Here is a 12,747-nt window from a genome sequence, read left to right as displayed (position 1 = left end):
CCCCAGAAGGAGGCCGCAACCCATGGGTATTACCAATTCCAACAAAGTCATCAATCAGGACCGGATCGACTGTGACGGTTCTCTCCGCGTCACGCTGGCCATCACCGCCGCGCCGGATATCATCTCGAATCCCACTGATATCGTCCTGGTGCTGGACCGCTCCGGCAGCATGGCCGGGGCGCCCCTCTCCGCCATGAAAATAGGCGCAAAGACCTTTATTGATATTATTGACGAGGCCACCGACAGCAGCAAGGACGGACAGATCGGCTCCGGCAGCCGGATGGGTGTGGTGAGCTTTTCCAGCACGGCAGTGGCCGACACACAGCTCATCACCTCGGTGGATGCGCTCAAAAATGCCGTAGACGGACTGAGCGCCGGCGGAAGCACCAACCACGCAGACGCCTTCACCAAGGCCATGGAGCTCTTTGAGCCCGCCTCCAGCAATGCCAAGGTGATCGTCCTCTTCACCGACGGCAACACCACCGCCGGCGCGCCGCCCGCCCCGGTGGCCGCCGCCGCCCGGGCCCAGGGGATCACCATTTACTGCATCGGTCTCATCGGGTCGGACGGACTGGATATCGATGCGCTGAACAACTGGGCCACCGATCCGGACACCTCCCACGTGGCGGTGACCCCGGATCTGGCCGACCTGGAGGAACTGTTTGCAGAGCTGGCCGCCAACATCTCCAAGGCGGGGGCCACCAACATCCAGATCAAGGAGATGGTCACCCCCGATTTTGTCATCACCAGCATTTTGCCCCCCGCCAAAGGCATGGCAGAGCAGCTGGATGACCACACCCTGCGCTGGAAGATCCAGGAACTGGGCGTGACGCTCAGCGAGAGCGCCGTGCTGGAATTTTTCGTCCGCCATGTGGGGCAGGAGCCGGGGATCAAGCTGGTCAACGAGTCCATCACCTATTCCGACAATGAGGGGAACGTGGTCACCTTCCCCGAGCCCAAGGTAGAGGTGGACTGTGATGTGGTGGTCCACCCGGAGGAGTGCCCCGTGCCCATCCAGTTCACGGTGGAGGGCTGTGAGGATTCCCTGCTGGTGGATCTGGGCGACACGTATCTGGAATCCCAGGGTCGGATCATCCAAGTGGACGCAACGGTCAAGCAGGTCTGCCCCCATACCCGGGTGGCCCTGGCCGTGATCCTCACCGAAGTGGACACGGACGGCATGGAGTACCAGCGCGGCATGAAAGCCGTGACCCTCCCGGCCCACGATTTTCCGGGCTGCCGGGACATTCAGGTCAAGTGCATCAAGTTTGTGGTGCCGGAGGATCTGAGCGTATCGGGCGGTTCCCTGTGCAGCCCCCGCAATTTCAAAGCGCGCCTGATCGCCCACAGCATCGACACCGATTATCGCTGCTGTGAGGCGGTTATTTCCCCCTGATTCATTTCACTGAAGTCAGATGGAAAATGGGCGACCGGGACACCATCGTGTCCCGGCCGCCCGTAGTGTTTATTTTTCCCGGATGAGCTTGTCCAGCTCGTCCATAAAGGAACTGATGTCTTTGAATTCCCGGTAGACCGAGGCAAAGCGGACATAGGCTACCTCGTCCACCCCGCGCAGGCGCTCCATCACCATCTCGCCGATGTGGGTGGAGGATACCTCCCGGTCCAGCGCGTTCTGGAGGGTCTGCTCGATCTCGTTGGCAATGGCCTCCAGAGTATCAAAGGAGACCGGGCGCTTCTCACAGGCCCGGAGCATCCCGTTGAGGAGCTTGCTCTTATCAAAAGTCTGTCGGCTTCCATCCTTTTTGATCACGACCAGTGGAAGGCTCTCCATGGTCTCATAGGTGGTAAACCGTTTATGGCACACCAAGCACTCGCGGCGGCGGCGGATACTCGCACCCTCATCCGAGGGGCGCGAATCCACGACCTTGCTCTCCGGGTTGGCACAATACGGACATCTCATGGCGGAATCCCTCCCTGACGATACGCGGCGTTTTTGCTGAAATGTGGGGCTCTTCCCGAGAGCACCGTTTCACGTTACGTTATTATATCATGTCCTGCGTCAATTTTGTATCCTTTCTTTTTGCGGGAATGAAATCTTGCCGGAGCGGTTAAACTATGCTCGCCGAAAGGAAGGTGAATGTTATGCAGAACAACTATAACGACGAGATCCGCAAGGCCAACCGCAGCAGCCACAGCAAGTCCTCTTCCTCCAGCGCCCAGAGCAAAAAGCAGGGTCCCACCGCGGAGAACAAGAAGAGTTCTTCCAAGAGCGGCCCTGAGACCAGCTCCTCCTGCTGAGATCCGTTGATCTGACCGGAGCTCCGGCGCAATCCCAGCACGGTTGAGTGCGTGAGAACAGCCCGGAAGGGCGTGCCGTTTCCACGGCAGTCCCTGCCCTTCCGGGCTGTTCTCGGGGTACTTACGGCCTCCCGCAGCAGCTTTTTTTCCGGGAGGAAAAATTTTGTCAAAAAAGGCTTGACTTTTCTGAAATATCGGCTATAATATTTTTTGTTGTTCCGACACGGAACGGATATAGCGGGTTTGTGTAAGGGTAGCACAGCAGACTCTGACTCTGTATGTGAGGGTTCGAATCCTTCACCCGCTGCCAAAAAGAGATGCAACGTTGGTTGCGTCTCTTTTTTTGTTTCCAGACCAACTTGTCTCCGTGGGGCGTCCGGTCTCCCGCCGGAAAATGTAGTTGAAAAGTGTTGGAAACATGGTATGATGAGAATACAAAATCGGCCCGCGCTCAGACAGGACGGGCAGGAAAGCGAGGTTTTCTGGTATGGGATTTGACATGGGATACGGTATGGGATTTGACCTGATGTTCGGGATCTTCCCCATCCTGTTTATGATCGTATTTGGGATCGTTTTGGTGGTGTTTGTGGTGGGCGCGGTACGGGGGATTTCCCAGTGGAACAAAAATAACCACAGTCCCCGCCTGACGGTGAACGCGGCAGTGGTGGCCAAGCGCGGCCACGTTACCCACCATCACCACGCCGATCACAACGGCATCGGGCACACCCACACCAGCACGACCTATTATGTCACGTTTGAGGTGGAGAGCGGCGACCGCATGGAGCTGCAGGTCCCCAGTCATGAGTACGGCATGCTGGTGGAAGGGGACCGGGGGACACTGACCTTCCAGGGCACCCGCTACCTGGGCTTTGCCCGGCAGTAAGGGGGAGCGCGTATGAGTTACCGTCCCCTGGCCGACGAGATCCGCCCCACCACGCTGGATGAAGTGGTGGGGCAGAGCCATATTTTGGGGCAGAACGGCCTGCTCCGCCGGATCATTGAGAGCGGCAGCATTCCCAATCTGATCTTCTACGGGCCCTCGGGCACCGGCAAGACCACGGTGGCCAATCTGATCGCCAAGCGGACCAACCGGCCCCTTCACCGGCTCAACGCCACCACGGCCTCCATTTCCGACATCAAGGACATCATCGCCGACATCGGCACCATGCTGGCCCCCGACGGGGTGCTGCTCTATCTGGACGAGATCCAGTATTTCAACAAGAAGCAGCAGCAGAGCCTGCTGGAGTTCATGGAGAACGGCAAGATCACCCTTATCGCCTCCACCACGGAAAATCCCTATTTCTACGTGTACAACGCGGTGCTCTCCCGCTCCACGGTCTTTGAGTTCAAGCCGCTGGAGGGGTCCGACGTGGTGCCCGCCATCCTGCGGGGCCTGGAGTACATGGCCCGGCGGAGCGAGACCCCCCTCACCTGGGAGGACGGAGTGGTGGAACACATCGCTCAGGCCTGCGGCGGGGATGTGCGCAAGGCCATGAACGCGGTGGAGCTGCTCTCCGGTGCGGCCCGTGTCACAGAGGAGGGGCGGCGCATCACCCTGGAGGACGCCCGCATGGCGGCCCAGCGCTCCGCCATGCGGTATGACCGGGCGGGAGACGACCACTATGACATTCTCTCCGCCCTTCAGAAGTCCATCCGGGGCTCGGACCCGGACGCGGCCTGTCACTACCTGGCCCGCCTGCTGGTGGCGGGAGACCTGGTGTCGGCCTGCCGGAGGCTCATGGTCATTGCCTGCGAGGATGTGGGGCTGGCCTATCCCCAGATCATCCCCATCGTCAAGGCCTGCGTGGACGCGGCCAATATGCTGGGGCTGCCCGAGGCCCGCATCCCCCTGGGGGACGCGGCGGTCCTCATGGCCACCGCGCCCAAGTCCAACACCGGGCACATCGCCCTGGACCTGGCCATGGCCGATGTGCGGGCGGGGAAGACCGGGGACTATCCCCGTCACCTCCAGAACCGGCATGCCGACTCGGCCGGCCTGGAGCGGGAGCAGGGGTATCTCTATCCCCACGACTTCCCCCACCACTGGGTGGAGCAGCAGTACCTCCCCGATGCCCTGGTGGGAACGCGGTACTACACCTACGGCGAGAACAAGACCGAGCAGGCCGCCCGGCGGTACTGGGAGGAGATCAAGGGCAAGGGCGGCTCCCGCTGAGGGGCCTTACAGCACCAGGGTGCCGTTTTCGTCCTCCAGCAGGAGGAGGATGCGCTCCTGCTCCCCGGTCTGGGCATTGACATAGAGGATATAGTGCTGTCCCTTCTCATTGCGGCATTTGAACTCGTGACAGAGGACCTCGTTCTCTCCCTGGGTGGGGATGAGGGCCAGCTGCTGGCTGAGGACTTCCAGCCCCTGGGTGACCTGACTGCGGGCCTCTTCGGCCGATACGGCCGGGGCGGAGAAGGTCCGGCTCTGGTGGCTCATGAGATAGTTGCGGCTCTCCAGACCCACGATGCCGCCGTTATCCAGCGCCACCGATACCTTGACCAGATCGGGGTAACAGAGTACATCCCCCTCCTTGCCCGCAAAATTGATGGTGAGGATGTTGCCTTGGTCGATGAAATAGGTCTCGGCCATGTCCGAATAGCCCAGCTTCTTCAGGAAGGCCTGGGCCCGCTCTACCGCCTGCTCCCGGGTGAGCTGAGCGGGCCCCACCGGGCGAGAATGGAGGATCTCCAGAAGCTGTCCGCCCTGTTTGGTGACCTCCACATAGAGCTCGCCCCCATCCACCTGGGCGGAGAAGCCCCAGCTGGGGAGAACGCCCGCTCCGTCGGAGACGGGGGTGAAGAGCTGCGGCTCCTGCCCCAGCCACCCGGCCGCGGCGGAGCGGGCATCCTCCCGGCTCACCTGGGGCTGTCCCTCCAGCATACGGGGAGTCCGGTCGGCCAGATGGTCGGAGAAGGGACCGTCGTAGATCAGGGTGGGAAGCTCGGAGCACTCCTGCTCGATCTCCTGGAAGGAGGAGCCGGCGGTGGTCTGATCTCCGGTCTGTGTGGCCTGGGAGAGCCGCTCCTGGACCTGGGCCAGGTCCTCCAGACGCATGGTACCGGAAAAGAGGTCGCTCTCCAGAGACTGGAGGGTCTGACACAGAGCCGAGGAGCGCTGGGCCAGGGCGGCGAGGGTGGAGCGCTGCTCTTCACTCAGCCCCTGGGAGGAGGCGCGGGAGAGGGACATGGTGTAGTCTCCCGTCTTGGCCAGGAAGGTGGCGGTCTCTTCCAGCTCCACATTTCCGTAGGGCAGGGAGCCCAGCGCGGTCTGGGCGGCAAGGGCGCTGCGGAAGGCCTCGGTGCACAGGGAGGAGAAGAGCTGGGGAGAGGTGGCATAAATGCCCTTTTGCAGCGCCGTGTCCAGCTGGGAGACCGAGGTGCTCAGCTCTGCAAAGGCATATTCATAGGTCTTGTTGAGCAGGTACTGGTACTGTGCGGCGCGGACCTGACCCTGAATGGCAAAGCCGCCCAGTACGGCCAGCCCCGCAGTGAGAAAGGTTGCGGCCCGGACTTTTCCACGGGTGGAAGTGGGAATGAGCTTCATCATAAACGCCCCTTTTCGGATGCTCTCAGGCATTGGATTGTGCTTAGTGTGCGTCCGAAAAGCGGAATTATTGCATGGTAAATATCAGAGAATGACATGGAGTAAGGTGAACATTGGACGCGGGATCCGGACAAAAGGGACCTGCGCAGAGAAGATGGGAGGGTGTGTATATGGTTCACATTTTGGGATTGTGCGCCAGTCCGCGGCGGGAGGGCGCCACGGCCTATGCCCTGCGCATGGTGCTGGAGGGGGCACAGGGCGTATCGGAAGAGATCGAGACTTCCATGGTGACCCTGGCGGGGAAGCGCATCGCGCCCTGCACCGACTGCAAGGCCTGTATCCGCAGCCATTCCTGATGCGTGATCCCGGATGACATGCGGACTTTGGTGGAGCAGCTGGACCGGGCGGACGGCATCCTGGTGGCCTCGCCGGTCTACTGCATGGGGCCAACGCCCCAGCTGAGCGCCTTTTGTTCCCGCCTGCGGGCCATCCGGGACTGCTTCCGGGGCTGCTGCGGGGCAAATTCCTGGCGGCCCTGGCGGTGGGCGGCACCCGCAACGGCGGGCAGGAGACTACGGTGGCTGCCATCCACAATCTCTTCGGCATCCGGGGCATGAACCTAGTCACCAACGAACCCCGGGAATATATGGGAGGCCGGGTCTGGTCTGACGACGCCGGGGCGGAAGGGGCCCAGCGGCAAGAAATGACCAATCCATAAAGAAGAAAAAATGTCCTCTCCCACAGCGTACATGGGAGAGGACGTTTTAGACTTTCGATAAAGTGTATTTCGACGATTTTCGCAGCAAGAGCCTCGCAGAGTTCCGCCGTCCGCAGACGGCGGAACAGAGTCAAAATCGTGTTTTCCGGCGGCGTGTACGTCGGAAAACACTCTGCTCAGGCCGTTAGTGTGTGCCCCAAAGGGGCACGCGCGCGGCGGCCTGCATCCCCTCGAAAAAATGCTTGCATTTTTGAGAAGCGTGTCGAAATTTTTCGACACGCTGAAACGTCCTCTCCCACAGCGTACATGGGAGAGGACGTTTTTTATGCTTCGGGCGCGAGGAGCAGGGCGGCCAGGGCCTGGGGGGTATCGGCGATGCAGGAGGCGCCGTGGGCGTACAGGAAGGCGCTGTCCCGGAAGCCCCAGGAGACCGAGATACAGGCCGTGCCGGCGTTGCGGGCGGTCTCAATGTCCACATCGGAGTCCCCCACGTAGACCGCGCGGTCGGCCGGGACATCCAGCGCGCGCAGCGCGGCAAAGACGGTGTCGGGGGCGGGCTTTTTCCGCACGGAGGGGGACTCGCCCAGTGCCACCGGCACGCGGGGACCAAAATAGTCCCGGCAGAGCTCTTTGACCGCGGCGTCAAATTTGTTGGATACCACCGCCACGGCGATCCCCGCCTGCTGGAGCGCGTCCAACAGGGGCAGAATGCCGGAATAGGGGGCGGTCTGGTCCCGCATATGGACCAGATAGTGGGCCCGGAAGCGCTCCAGACAGCGCGCCTCCTCCTCCGGTGCGGTCCCGGCGGGGACCGCCCGGTGGATCAGCTTGGCCACGCCGTTTCCCACAAAGGCCCGGACCTCGTCCAGGGTGCGGGTCGGGTAACCGCAGGCGGTGAGGGCGGCATTCACCGCGGCGGCCAGATCGTCCAGGGTGTTGAGCAGGGTACCGTCCAGATCAAAGATCACGGCGTCATAGCGCATGAAAATCACTCGTTTCTTCCTTGGTGATAGGGTCCGTCCCATGGGAGACCGACCTCTCTTATCATACCCCAGCGGCGGTTGGGATGCAAGCTCAGGCGAGCAGCTGCCGGGCCAGAAAGAAGCCGAGGGCTCCGCAGCCGGGGAAGGTGAGCAGCCAGGTCAGGGCAATGGAGAGGGCAGTCCCCGGGCGGGCCCGTCCTCCGTGGGCCGTTCCGGCCCCCAGAATGGCCGAGGTCTTGGTGTGGGTGGTGGAGACCGGCAGACCCAGCAGGGTACACACCAGCAGGGCGCATCCGCCGCCCAGATCGGCGGAGAGCCCTGCGGCGGGGGAGAGGACCACCAGCTCCCGGCCGATCTTGTCGATGATGCGCCGTCCGCCCAGCAGAGTGCCCAGGGCCATAAACAGGGCGCACACCGCCATCAGCCACAGGGGGACCGAGAGGGCGCCCGAGGTCCACCGGCCCTGGGAGAGGGCGGCTCCCAGCAGAAAGACCCCCAGGAATTTCTGTCCGTCCTGGGCCCCGTGGAGAAAGGCCATGGCCGCCGCGCCTGCCGTCTGAAGGGAGCGGCACCGGCGGGGGGAGAGGGGGAGGCGCTGGAGAAGCCCACTCGCCCGCCGGCCCAGCAGAAACCCCAGGAGGACCGAGAGAAGAAGGCCCAGGCCCACCTTGCCCCAGGCCTCCGGCCGCAGGTTCTTCCACCCGCCCGGCAGGGAGAGGGCCGCACCGGCCAGACCGGAGAGCAGAGCGTGGCTTTCGCTGGTGGGAATGCCGAAGCGCCAGGCCAGCGTGGCCCAGAGGACCACCGCCAGCAGCGCGGCGCACAGGGCGGTGCAGGCGATGGTGGGATCGCCGCCGAAATCGGCGGCCTCGCAGACGGTCTGCGCCACGGCGGGCATGCACAGGGAGGTGGCCGCCACACCGGCCAGGTTACACCCGGCGGCCAGCAGGACGGCCCGGCGGAAGGAGAGGGCGCCCGAGGCCACGGCGGTGGCGATGGCGTTGGGCGCGTCGGTCCAGCCGTTGACCAGCAGGACGGCCAGGAGCAGGAGACTGACCAGGGCCAGCGTGGGATTTCCACGGGCCTGGGCGAGGAAGTCGGAACAGGATATGGACAAAAGATCACCCCCACCGTATTGTACGGCAGGGGTGGGGCGAATAGCACGGAAAGAAAGCGGCACGTCTCAGAAAAGCCCGATGCTCTCCAGAATGCGCTCCACCTCCCGGGCCCGGTTGGACCAGGAGCCGATCTGTCCGTAGGAGCGCCGCCGGTCCCGGGCCCAGGAGCCGCGCTCGGCCAGGGCGCTGGTGCACAATTGGGAGAACTCCGCGCTGGTGTGGGCGCCGTAGATGACGTCCGGGAACTGCTCCACCTGTCCGGGCTGGAGCATGGAGACCACCGGCTTTCCGGTGGCGAAGTATTCAAAGATGCGGGGCGGCAGGATGTCCCCGTCCATGGAGCCGGTGCGCAGGAGATTGAGACACACGTCAAACCGGTTCAGGTATTCGGGCAGCTCCACCAATGGCTTGCGGCCCAGAAAGCGCACATTGGGCAGCCGCTCCAGCGCGCGCAGGTGGGGATTGCGCTCCACCCGGCCCACCAGCACAAAGGTGGCGGCGGGGTGCTCCCGGGCGGCGCGGAGGAGGGGCTCCAGGTCCAGATCCCGCCAGATGGTGCCCTCATAGCCCAGGACCGGGCCGGAGATGTCCCGCAGAGCGGGCGGAGTCTCCAGGTCCTCCCGGGCAAACATGGTGTAGTTGGCCCCGTTTGGGAGAAGGGCCACGTTGTCGTTGCAGGGGCCGATGTGGTCGCACAGCTCCGGAGAGGCGGCAAAGACCACGTCGGCCGCCAGGGCCAGCTCGCTCTCCCACTGGTCGGGGAGGGAGGACCAGTCCCGGCCGCAGTCGTAGACCAGTCCCTGACGGGGCAGGCCGTCCAGCAGGTGGACGGCGGTAGGAATGGCGCACCAGAGCACCGGGTCCTGGACCCGGTGGCGGAGCATGGCTTTTTCCACATAGCGGGCCAGCTTGCGCTGCCCCAGGCGGAAGAGCAGGGGATGCTCCCCCTCCCCGTCCAGAACGGGCGGGAGGGAGTAGACCAGAAGGCCGGGCCGGACCCGGCGGGCGGGCTTCTTCCAGGGACATCCCTTCCGGCGGGCGGGCGGCTCAAAGTAGAGGATATGGACATCCTTCAGTCGGGTCATGAGCTGCTGGGTCCGGGCGGGCACGCTGCTCCAGGGGGTGTCGGAGAGACAGACCAGGTGCTTCACGGGCGCTCGCCCTCCTCCTCGGGGGCGGGGAGGCCCAGCAGGCGGCGGGCGGTGGCCGAATTGCGGTGCTCCACCTGGCGCAGACGGTCCACGCCCTCGGTGAGGAAGTCGTGGTCGTCGATGCGTCCGCAGGCGGTGTCGATGTGGGCGGTGAGCCGCTCCAGGGTCAGCTCGCCCAGGTCGGTGTAGAGGTCCTGTCCAATATAGGAGAGGAAGGAGCTGATCTTCTGGTCATAGACCACGCCCACCAGGGGGACGCCCTGGCTGGCGGAAAAGACCAGGGCGTGCAGGCGCATGGAGACCACGACCTTCATCCGGGCAAAAAGGCCGATGGTGTGGGCGGAGCTGCCGGTATTCTCGATGATATGGAAGGGGGCGGTCATGGACGCGGTGGCCTGCCGGATGGCGCCCAGGTCCAGCCGGCGCTCAATGGGGAGGAAGACCGGCGTCAGGCCGTATTTCCGGTAGGCATAGTCGGCGGCGGCGGCAAAGATCTCCGCCTTTTCCTTAAAGCCGGGCCAGGGACGCAGGGTGAAGCCGATATAGGAGCCGTTGGGGTCCAGGCCCTCCCTCTCCAGAATGCCGTCCACCACCTGGGGCGCGGCGGCGGGGAGGATCACGGTGGGGTCGGCGGAGAGGATGATCTCCGGATGGTCCACGCCCATGCGCTTGAGCTCCTCCCGGGAGTGGGTGTCCCGCAGGGTGATGGCGTCCACCCGCTTCTGGAGCACCTTGGCCGCCCGGCGGCGGTTGGACTCGGAGCGGATGGGGCCGATGCCGCAGCCGTACATGAGCACCCGGTTGCCCAAAATCTTGCCCGCCGAGATGGTAAAGAGGTAGAACCACAGGGAGCGGTGGCTGGTCACATCCTGCATCAGGGAGCCGCCGCCGTTGATGTAGAGGTGGGTCTTGGTCATCCGCCGCAGGAAGCGGGGGAAATTAAAGGTATAGATGGAGTTGACCCGGTAGGTGAGCCGGGTGCTGTCCGGATTGCGGGACAGGACCCAGATGGGAAGGTCGGGGTCCAGCTCCCGCAGCTCGGCCACGATGGCCTCCAGGATGGCGTCGTCTCCCGCGTTGCCCCGGCCGTAGGCCCCGCAGACCAGCACGCCGTCCCGCTGGCCGCCTTTCCGGCTGTGGCGGCGGAGAATGGTCCCGTAGATGTGGAGCTGGCGCTGGAGAGTGGACTCCAGAGAGAAATCCGCCTTGGCCTTCTGGTAGAGCCGGCGGCCCAGGTGGGCGCGCAGGGTGGCGTCCTGGGCGAGGGCGGTGAGCTGACGGGCCAGACCGTCCGGGTCCCCGGCCTCGAAGAGCAGACCGGTCACGCCGTCCTCGATGAGGTAGGGCACGCCGCCCACCCGGCTGGCCACGGTGGGCAGTCCCGCCCGGGCCCCCTCGGTGAGGGCGTAGGGGAAGGTCTCCGACAGGGAGGTGAGGGTATTGATGTCGATGGCGTTATAGAAGCTGTCGGTGTCCGAGATCCAGCCGGCAAAGCAGACCTGCCGCTCCACGCCCAGCTCCCGGGCCAGGCCCTCCAGCATGGCGCGCTCCTCTCCGTCGCCGGCGATGAGCAGGCGCAGGTTGGGGCAGTGCTCATAGGCCTTGGCAAAGCCGCGGATCAGGGTGGCCACATCCTTCACCGGATTGAGCCGGGCGGCGATGCCGGCGATGACGCAGGAGTCGTCCGCCTCCAGACCCACCGAGCGCAGATAGGCCTGCCGGTCCATGGCGGGGTGGCGGGGGGAGAAGTCCAGGCCGTTGTAGATGGTAAAGAGCCGGTCCGGGTCAAAGCCCCGGGAGATGAGCAGGTCCGTCATGGCGTCGGAGACGCCGATCCGGTAATCCAGCAGGCGCAGGGCCACGGTGTTGGTGGTCCCGTAGACCAGCCGGGCGGCGGGGCGGCCCAGATAGTCCAGCCGGTAGTCGGAGTGGACGGTGCTCACCACCGGAAGTCCGGTGGAGCGGCGCAGGAGGGCGCCCATCATGTTGCCCCGGGCGCCATGGCAGTGGATGATCTGGTAGCCGCCGTCCAGGATAAACTGCCGGAGCTTCCGGTAGGTGGAGAGCAGGTTCCGCCCGGAAAAGATGACGGTATGGATGCCCAGCTCCCGGGCCTCCTGGGCAAAGGGACCGTCCATAAAACAGACCATGGTCACGTCGATGGTCTGGGAGAGATTCTGAAGCAGGGAGTGCACATGGGTCTTGGCGCCGCCGCTGTCGCCGCCGCTGATGAGGTGGATGACTTTCATGGGATGAGACCCTCCAGGTGAAAAAAGACTTGTTCCCATACTGGGAATATGCTACAATATAAAAAGCTCCACTGTGAGTCCGGAGGCTTCCGGACACAGGGACAGTCCTATTTTACACCATAAACCGGTCAATTTACAACCTCGGAGGCTGCAAAAGATGTTAGACGAAAAAGGCAGACTGTTTGGAAAGATCAACATTGTGGACCTGCTGGTCCTGATCCTGGTGGTATTGCTTGCCGCGGTGGTGGGTCTGAAGCTGCTGGGCAAGGGCGGCGTGCTCCCCGGCGCGGAGGGCGGCGCGGCTACCCTGACCTATACGGTCCAGGTCAACAACGTATACCCGGAGGTATATGACTCCATCGTGGAGTATGTGGAGCAGGAGGGCGGCGATCAGCTCATGGCCTCCGGCACCAAGCTCAACGGCTATGTGACCGATGTGGTGGCCAAGCCCCACGACAACAGCACCACCATCAACTCCGCCACTGGCGCGCTGACGCTGCCTCTGGCGGATAACCTGCTGGACCTGACCTTTACGGTGACCGTGCATGTGGCCAACAGCGCCACCAACGAAGTGGGCACCCAGGAGGTCCGCATCGGCAAGGCCCATACGCTCAAGACCACGCACTTTGAATTTGCCAACGGCATCATCACTAACTGCCAGTGGGACGAGGCGGCCTGATCGCAAGAGACAGAACGAGAGCAGGACGGGAGCGTTCCCGTCC

The 12,747-nt window shown here is 63.7% G+C and carries 12 protein-coding genes, 1 tRNA gene and 1 pseudogene; 8 read left to right on the top strand and 6 right to left on the bottom strand.

What is annotated here, in order from left to right:
• Window positions 1–22: 22 nt before the first annotated feature.
• Window positions 23–1,396, top strand: coding sequence for a vWA domain-containing protein (locus INF37_RS10155; protein WP_193538102.1), 1,374 nt, complete (start codon window positions 23–25; stop codon window positions 1,394–1,396).
• Between the two features lie 69 nt (window positions 1,397–1,465).
• Here INF37_RS10155 and nrdR read toward each other — a convergent pair whose 3' ends face one another.
• Entirely contained in the window at window positions 1,466–1,921 is a 456-nt protein-coding gene (nrdR, locus tag INF37_RS10150; RefSeq protein WP_101692686.1) for a transcriptional regulator NrdR, read from the bottom strand.
• 182 nt (window positions 1,922–2,103) lie between these two features.
• Here nrdR and INF37_RS10145 point away from each other — a divergent pair, with 182 nt between their 5' ends.
• The 4 genes from INF37_RS10145 to INF37_RS10130 all read left to right on the top strand — a co-directional run bounded on the left by INF37_RS10145 (window position 2,104) and on the right by INF37_RS10130 (window position 4,432).
• Window positions 2,104–2,259, top strand: a complete 156-nt coding sequence (locus INF37_RS10145; RefSeq protein ID WP_193538100.1) for a hypothetical protein — start codon at window positions 2,104–2,106, stop codon at window positions 2,257–2,259.
• A 236-nt stretch (window positions 2,260–2,495) separates the two neighbouring features.
• Window positions 2,496–2,569: transfer RNA gene (locus INF37_RS10140), tRNA-Gln, on the top strand.
• Between the two features lie 177 nt (window positions 2,570–2,746).
• Window positions 2,747–3,142, top strand: coding sequence for a DUF2500 domain-containing protein (locus INF37_RS10135; RefSeq protein WP_235964292.1), 396 nt, complete (start codon window positions 2,747–2,749; stop codon window positions 3,140–3,142).
• A 12-nt stretch (window positions 3,143–3,154) separates the two neighbouring features.
• Window positions 3,155–4,432, top strand: coding sequence for a replication-associated recombination protein A (locus tag INF37_RS10130; RefSeq protein WP_193538098.1), 1,278 nt, complete (start codon window positions 3,155–3,157; stop codon window positions 4,430–4,432).
• 6 nt (window positions 4,433–4,438) lie between these two features.
• On the opposite strand, the gene ypeB is transcribed toward INF37_RS10130, so the two are convergent.
• Window positions 4,439–5,809 carry a germination protein YpeB gene (gene ypeB, locus INF37_RS10125; RefSeq protein WP_235964291.1) on the bottom strand — a complete coding sequence of 457 codons (1,371 nt, stop codon included), beginning with the start codon at window positions 5,807–5,809 and terminating at the stop codon, window positions 4,439–4,441.
• 167 nt (window positions 5,810–5,976) lie between these two features.
• Here ypeB and INF37_RS15740 point away from each other — a divergent pair.
• Both INF37_RS15740 and INF37_RS15735 read left to right on the top strand, forming a co-directional pair.
• Window positions 5,977–6,276: pseudogene (locus INF37_RS15740) on the top strand (flavodoxin family protein); the annotation flags it as partial.
• A complete protein-coding gene (locus INF37_RS15735; protein WP_235964300.1) occupies window positions 6,276–6,524 on the top strand; it encodes a hypothetical protein in 249 nt (82 codons plus the stop codon). The pseudogene INF37_RS15740 and the gene INF37_RS15735, both read left to right, overlap by 1 nt.
• Window positions 6,525–6,847: 323 nt before the next feature.
• Here INF37_RS15735 and INF37_RS10110 read toward each other — a convergent pair whose 3' ends face one another.
• The 4 genes from INF37_RS10110 to csaB form a co-directional block, all read right to left on the bottom strand.
• Window positions 6,848–7,507: an HAD family hydrolase gene (locus tag INF37_RS10110; RefSeq protein WP_193538145.1), complete on the bottom strand. Its 660-nt coding sequence runs from the start codon at window positions 7,505–7,507 to the stop codon at window positions 6,848–6,850.
• Between the two features lie 91 nt (window positions 7,508–7,598).
• On the bottom strand, window positions 7,599–8,624 hold the full coding sequence (locus INF37_RS10105) for an inorganic phosphate transporter (RefSeq protein WP_101692689.1): 1,026 nt from the start codon (window positions 8,622–8,624) through the stop codon (window positions 7,599–7,601).
• A 66-nt stretch (window positions 8,625–8,690) separates the two neighbouring features.
• Complete coding sequence (locus tag INF37_RS10100) at window positions 8,691–9,776, bottom strand: glycosyltransferase family protein (protein ID WP_328821070.1); 1,086 nt, start codon at window positions 9,774–9,776, stop codon at window positions 8,691–8,693.
• Window positions 9,773–12,025 (bottom strand): polysaccharide pyruvyl transferase CsaB, encoded by a 2,253-nt coding sequence (csaB, locus tag INF37_RS10095; RefSeq protein ID WP_193538093.1) that lies wholly within the window; start codon window positions 12,023–12,025, stop codon window positions 9,773–9,775. The genes INF37_RS10100 and csaB overlap by 4 nt, the downstream gene beginning before the upstream one ends.
• A 157-nt stretch (window positions 12,026–12,182) precedes the next feature.
• Between csaB and INF37_RS10090 the strand changes: the two genes are divergently transcribed.
• Entirely contained in the window at window positions 12,183–12,704 is a 522-nt protein-coding gene (locus tag INF37_RS10090; RefSeq protein ID WP_101692691.1) for a DUF4330 family protein, read from the top strand.
• Window positions 12,705–12,747 lie beyond the last annotated feature (43 nt).

Source organism: Pseudoflavonifractor gallinarum, assembly GCF_014982855.1.
Classification (GTDB): domain Bacteria; phylum Bacillota; class Clostridia; order Oscillospirales; family Oscillospiraceae; genus Pseudoflavonifractor_A; species Pseudoflavonifractor_A gallinarum.
The sequence above is the reverse complement of the archived record's forward strand: the minus strand, read 5'-3'. Positions and strand labels throughout refer to the sequence as shown.

Coding starts and splice junctions, on each gene's coding strand:
- nrdR (WP_101692686.1), bottom strand. CDS start 1,921: ATGAGATGTCCGTATTGTGCCAACCCGGAGAGCAAGGTCGTGGATTCG.
- csaB (WP_193538093.1), bottom strand. CDS start 12,025: ATGAAAGTCATCCACCTCATCAGCGGCGGCGACAGCGGCGGCGCCAAG.
- INF37_RS10130 (WP_193538098.1), top strand. CDS start 3,155: ATGAGTTACCGTCCCCTGGCCGACGAGATCCGCCCCACCACGCTGGAT.
- INF37_RS10155 (WP_193538102.1), top strand. CDS start 23: ATGGGTATTACCAATTCCAACAAAGTCATCAATCAGGACCGGATCGAC.
- ypeB (WP_235964291.1), bottom strand. CDS start 5,809: ATGATGAAGCTCATTCCCACTTCCACCCGTGGAAAAGTCCGGGCCGCA.
- INF37_RS10145 (WP_193538100.1), top strand. CDS start 2,104: ATGCAGAACAACTATAACGACGAGATCCGCAAGGCCAACCGCAGCAGC.
- INF37_RS10135 (WP_235964292.1), top strand. CDS start 2,747: ATGGGATTTGACATGGGATACGGTATGGGATTTGACCTGATGTTCGGG.
- INF37_RS10090 (WP_101692691.1), top strand. CDS start 12,183: ATGTTAGACGAAAAAGGCAGACTGTTTGGAAAGATCAACATTGTGGAC.
- INF37_RS10110 (WP_193538145.1), bottom strand. CDS start 7,507: ATGCGCTATGACGCCGTGATCTTTGATCTGGACGGTACCCTGCTCAAC.